3 protein-coding genes are annotated in these 4,903 nt (G+C 67.6%); 1 reads left to right on the plus strand and 2 read right to left on the minus strand.

The window, feature by feature from the left end:
- Window positions 1-135: 135 nt before the first annotated feature.
- Window positions 136-1,116 carry an ankyrin repeat domain-containing protein gene (locus ACZ3IC_RS34015; protein ID WP_467422566.1) on the plus strand — a complete coding sequence of 327 codons (981 nt, stop codon included), beginning with the start codon at window positions 136-138 and terminating at the stop codon, window positions 1,114-1,116.
- A gap of 213 nt (window positions 1,117-1,329) precedes the next feature.
- On the opposite strand, the gene ACZ3IC_RS34020 is transcribed toward ACZ3IC_RS34015, so the two are convergent.
- Both ACZ3IC_RS34020 and ACZ3IC_RS34025 read right to left on the minus strand, forming a co-directional pair.
- Window positions 1,330-3,993 carry a helicase associated domain-containing protein gene (locus ACZ3IC_RS34020; protein ID WP_467422568.1) on the minus strand — a complete coding sequence of 888 codons (2,664 nt, stop codon included), beginning with the start codon at window positions 3,991-3,993 and terminating at the stop codon, window positions 1,330-1,332.
- 43 nt (window positions 3,994-4,036) lie between these two features.
- Window positions 4,037-4,465, minus strand: a complete 429-nt coding sequence (locus ACZ3IC_RS34025) for a hypothetical protein (protein ID WP_467422570.1) — start codon at window positions 4,463-4,465, stop codon at window positions 4,037-4,039.
- Window positions 4,466-4,903 lie beyond the last annotated feature (438 nt).

A 4,903-nucleotide genomic window follows, 5' to 3' on the forward strand; every position in this document is an offset into this window, starting at 1 on the left:
CACGTCGGCGCAGCTCAAGCGGGTAACGGGAAGGTCGTGCCATGACTCGATCCTTTCATGAAATCGAGCCTCCACCTGACCCGGGGCGGTTCAGACTTCCCTGTTGCTGTCAGTGCTGTTTGCGATGATCACGGGATGAGCGAGAGAGACTTCTGGCATCTCCAGGACTGGGACGATCTGGTATCTGTCAGGGCGCGGCTTGCGGGAGGGGAGTCTCCGACTGCCCGCTGCGGGTCATTTGAGGAGACGCCCCTGCATCTGGCGGCAGCGGCGGGCGCTGCTGAGGCGGTGACCGCGATGCTCGCCTACACGCGGCAGGTGGATATACCTGATGAACTGGGGCGTACGCCTTTGTGGTGGGCAGTCGAGCACCTGCAGGGGAAGACCGTGCAGGTGCTGCTGGAGGCGGGAGCCGATGCGTGGCGGCTGTGCGTGGAAAAGTGGACACCGGGGCGGCTGGCCCTGACGACGGACCTTGCACCCTTGGTAGCAGGCACGCCCGGAGCAGTGCCGTTGACGGTTGCGCAACGGGCCGAGCAGGCGCGGGCGGACCAGCTGATCAGCGTCTTCTCAGCTGAGAAGATCTATACCGAAGGCCTGGGAGTGACCTTCACCGATGTCATCGGTGAGGATGAGGTCATCCGTCGGCTCGGTGCCGATCCTGCGGAGTGTCCTGTATTCCAACAGGATTCCGAGATGGATCAAATGGACCTGTTCGACGCCGGCGGGAAGTATGTGGTTGGCGTCACCGGTACCGCGCTGGGCTGTATCGTCAGCCAGCCCTTTTCGAATGAGCTGGACGACGACGAACTCGCACGCAGGCTGTCGCCGGCCACCACCTACAGCCTCTTTTTCAACCCCAAGGGCGGCACCTCCGGCACGCTCTTCCGCGACGGCGCCGTAGTACTGCATGAGGAGGTTGGTTCTCTGACGCCGTTCGCGGATGATCCGCCGGAGCACTGGCTTTACCGCTTCTGGCAGCGACCCGGCATCACCTTCCCTTACGACGCCAACCTCCTCGCGTATGCGTGCGCGATGGGAGGCATCACCAAGGCAAACGCCAGGGACTGCTGGGCATTGAGCCGTGGACCGCGCCGTATCGTGCGGTGCCGTTGAGGTCAAACGCGGCGTCCCGCCGCCGTCGCGGGTCGTCCAGCGGCGGTGAGTAGGGCTCCCCCGGGTCGAGCCCCTGTGCGCCGGCGAGGCTGACCTGGAGGCCCTCGACTTCGCCGAGCCATCCTTCCCGCTCCGCCGGGATCGCGCCCTTCTCGTTCTTGGGCGCGGCGTCGTACTCGGCCACGATCCGGGAGCGTTGGGCCCACCTTTCGCCTATGCCCAGTCCATGCCGAGCTTCCGTAGTGCGTCCAGCTGCTCTGCCGTGAGCTTGTCCCGTCTCGACTTGGTGTTGGAGACCCATACGCCCAGTTTCACGACCACCGGCTCCGTCACGCCGTTGACCGAGATCTCCTCGGCGTGGCCGCGCGGCACGGGTCGGTCGGCGCCCTCGCGTTCCACCCATTGCGCGAGGGCTGCAAGTCCGCGCTGGAACGCCGCCTGCGCCTTGCTCGGGCCCTTCGTCGCATGAGCGGCTGCCGGGGCGGGAATCTGCGCCTGGACGGGCTGCACGCCCAGCGCGGTCAGTCGCTCCTGTTGCTCCGGAGAGAGCTGCGCCCAGGTGCCTGGCTGCTTCTGCCGCTCCAGCCACCGTCCCATGTCATCGCCCTCGAACAGTACGCCGGGCTGGATGTCGGGCAGGCTGCCGTCGGCGTCGACCAGGTCCGCGAGGACGCGGTAGTGGCGTTGCCAGTCGAGCGGCCACGGGCAGTCCCAGTCCGGGTCGATCGCGGTGAGCTGCGCCGCGCGTACGGCGGCCCGCTCCGGGTCCTTGCCCAGGCCGTTCTTCGATCCTTTCCGCCGGAGGTTGGCCATGTGCTGTCCGATGGGCACCATCGCCTGGCCCTCGCCCCACACCGCGTCCTGACGCGGGGCGAGGTGCCCGGTGGCCCGCCGGTACGACCGGAGCGCGGCGAGCTTGTTCTCCCACGCCTCTTCGCCGGGTTCCCAGACCATCCCGGCCTCCGGAGCGTCGAGCAGGGTCTTGCGCCGCTCCTCGAGCTCCCCGGCGCGCAGGGCCTTGCGCTGTTGGTGCACCCACCGCCCGAGCGGGAAGTCCTTCGTGACGCCGACCTCGGTCTCGGTGTCGTACGGGACGGCGTACAGGCCGGTGATCTCGTTCTCCGCCCGCCAGCGCAGCAGAGCCTGGTAGCCCTCCAGCCACACCAGAGACTCCGGCCGGTAGACCCGGGTGCGCAGGAACGCGGCGATGGTGATGGCGTCGCGCGGGCTGGAGAAGTGCAGCAGCGCAGATTCGGCTGCGGCCTGTGTGTCGTCCTGCTCCTGGTCCTCGCCGCTGGCCCCGATGATCCGCCCGTCCTCGTCGCGCCGGACGTGGACTTTGCGCTGTCCGCTGGTGAGGGCGCGGGAGGCGAGCTGTTCGACCAGGCGCTCATCGTGGCTGCGCAGGCCCTGGAGGACTGCCACAAGGGGGCGGAACGAGGCACTGGCGACCATGTCGGTCGGGTCCTCGCCGGGCTCCAGGAACACCGGCACGATGATCCTGGCCACCTTGGTGCTGCCGTCGCGGTTGAGCCGCAGCGCCCGGCCGATGTTCTGCACGATCTCCACCTGCGAGCCGCGGGTGTCGGCGAAGCAGACGGCTTCGACGCCGCGCTCGCCGGTGATGTCGACGCCTTCCCCGAGCACGCGACAGCTTGCGAGGAACGCCCGGTGCACCCGCCGGTTGTTGGCGTCGACGCCGTTGGCGAACTGCCGCAGCACCTCGCGCCGCTCGGACACGAGGTGGTCGCCGCACAGCCACGCCGACCACACCCGGTCCGGCGGGACGTGACGGCCGACCTCCAGCTCGTAGAACTCCGCGTCGATCGACGACTTCGGCAACCGGTCCGCAGCCGCCAGGTCATCGTCGGAGGCGTCGCTGACGTACAGCTCGGCAGCGGTCTTTGGCAGTTTCTCCGCGAACGCGCGGGTCTCTTCTACCTTCTGGTGGAACGTCATGACTGTGCGGAGGTTGTACGCGGCGGCGTGCTCCAGGAGCGCTGTCTGCAGGAGCGCCAGGCGCCGGCCCCGCAGTGCCTCCTCCGACAGTCCGAGGACCGGCGAGGGGTCGCGGATCTCCAGCACGTCGATCTCGAACCCCGCGAGGATGCCGCGCTCGATCGCCTCGCTCAGTCCGAGCTCGGCCAGCCACGCGCCGTACGTGCCGTCCGGGTCGTCGGTCATGCTCGCGAGCTCCAGCTCCTGGCCGCCCGCGCCCCTCTGCGGCCGGGCTGCGGCCAGGATGCGCGGGGTCGCGGTCAGGTACAGCCGGAAGTCCGCCGGGATCCGGGCGTTGTCGTGGATCGCCGCCCACGGCCGCCCGAGATCACCTGCGGTTGAGTGGGCCTCGTCCACGATGGCGAGGTCGAAGCCTGCCATCCGCTGGCCGTACAGCCGCTCTCCGCCCGCCAGAGCGGCCTCCAGCGGCCCGCGAACCTTCCGCTGGTCGATCGGTGCGTCGATGTCCTCGCGGTCCACCAGGGAGGCGTACGTGGCGAACACGACCACCGGCCCGGACCCGGCCCACAGAGCGAGCTGTACCGGGTTCGTGGTGGTGCGCACCCCCAGCTCGTTCAGGACCGCGTCGTTCTCCAGCGAGCACACCGCGACCATCGGCGCCCGGTGGCCCATCAGGCGCCACGCCTGGGCAGTCTGGGCGAGCAGGTCCAGGGTGGGGACGGTGACGAGGATCCGGCCGTCCGGGAAGCAGTCCAGCGCGCACGCGGCGGCGGTGATCGTCTTCCCTGATCCGGTCGCGGACACGATCGTGCCCCGGGCCCCCTGAGCGGGCACAGATGACCTTGCAGGGAATCCCACCCACTTCCGGAAACTCGACTTCTGGTCTACCTGGTGTTCCTTGAGATGAATTCCAGACACCTGTTGTCCCCTGACGACTAATTCGATGTTTTCTCAGACACCATCAGATGTGGCCGCGGTGCACGATGGCGCGGACGGCAGCTTCGAACTCTCGCACCGCCACACCGTGCTCGTCGCGAGCTGCAGACCAGGTCGATTCCTGCCCGTATGCATCCCGAAGGCGGCTGTACGCGCCAATCAGACGGGATGCGTGAGAGCTGAGCTGTTCACTGCCAGGAGCCATGAAAAACTGGGTCGCTACTTCGTAGCGGAGGGGATCAGCGGCGGCCAGGTCTGCTACGTCCGCGCCAGTATCAGCTGCGTCGAGGATTTGCCCGCATAACCGGTTGTACATGGAGGAGAGCTGAGCGCTTACAGTGACGAGCCGAGTCACTGCTTCCTTCCGTTTCTCCACTCTACGTCGAACGGAGTCGCCTAGAAGTACTAGCGAACCGCCGAGGATGGCGCCAATCAGGGTTAACAGGCTTTGCATGTGGGCCATCCTTAATGAGCTGGAGAGTGTCCCGTGTTTCCGCCAATGGTACATGCTGCATCTCAACCTGATGTACCCACTACACTGGAACCCGACACGAACGAACGACCCCTCCCCCTTGTAGCCAGCCAAGCCCGCGTAGCGGGCTTCAGGTCCTGGAGGCGCAGCCGGAAGGGCCAGGGTGGGGGAGCGCAGCGGACACACCCTCAGACGGATGCGAAGCGTCCGTCAACTCCCTTACTACAAGCGAAATTATCCGCACCTGACATCCCGCCAGCCGGGCCCCCCGCAGCGGGGCCCACCGGCCCGCAACGCCGGGCCGGCCCCCTCAACTCCAGGAGCGCAGCGGAGGGAGTTGGCCCGGCTTGCCGGGCGCGGTGAGCAACGCGAACCGCTTCGCTTGCATATCGCGCAGCGATATGGTACCCGCTCCGCGGG

This window comes from Streptomyces sp. NPDC002958 (genome assembly GCF_055563255.1).

Bases quoted from the DNA above. Each gene is read 5' to 3' on its own strand.
- ACZ3IC_RS34025 (WP_467422570.1), bottom strand. From the start codon at position 4,465: ATGCAAAGCCTGTTAACCCTGATTGGCGCCATCCTCGGCGGTTCGCTA.
- ACZ3IC_RS34015 (WP_467422566.1), top strand. From the start codon at position 136: ATGAGCGAGAGAGACTTCTGGCATCTCCAGGACTGGGACGATCTGGTA.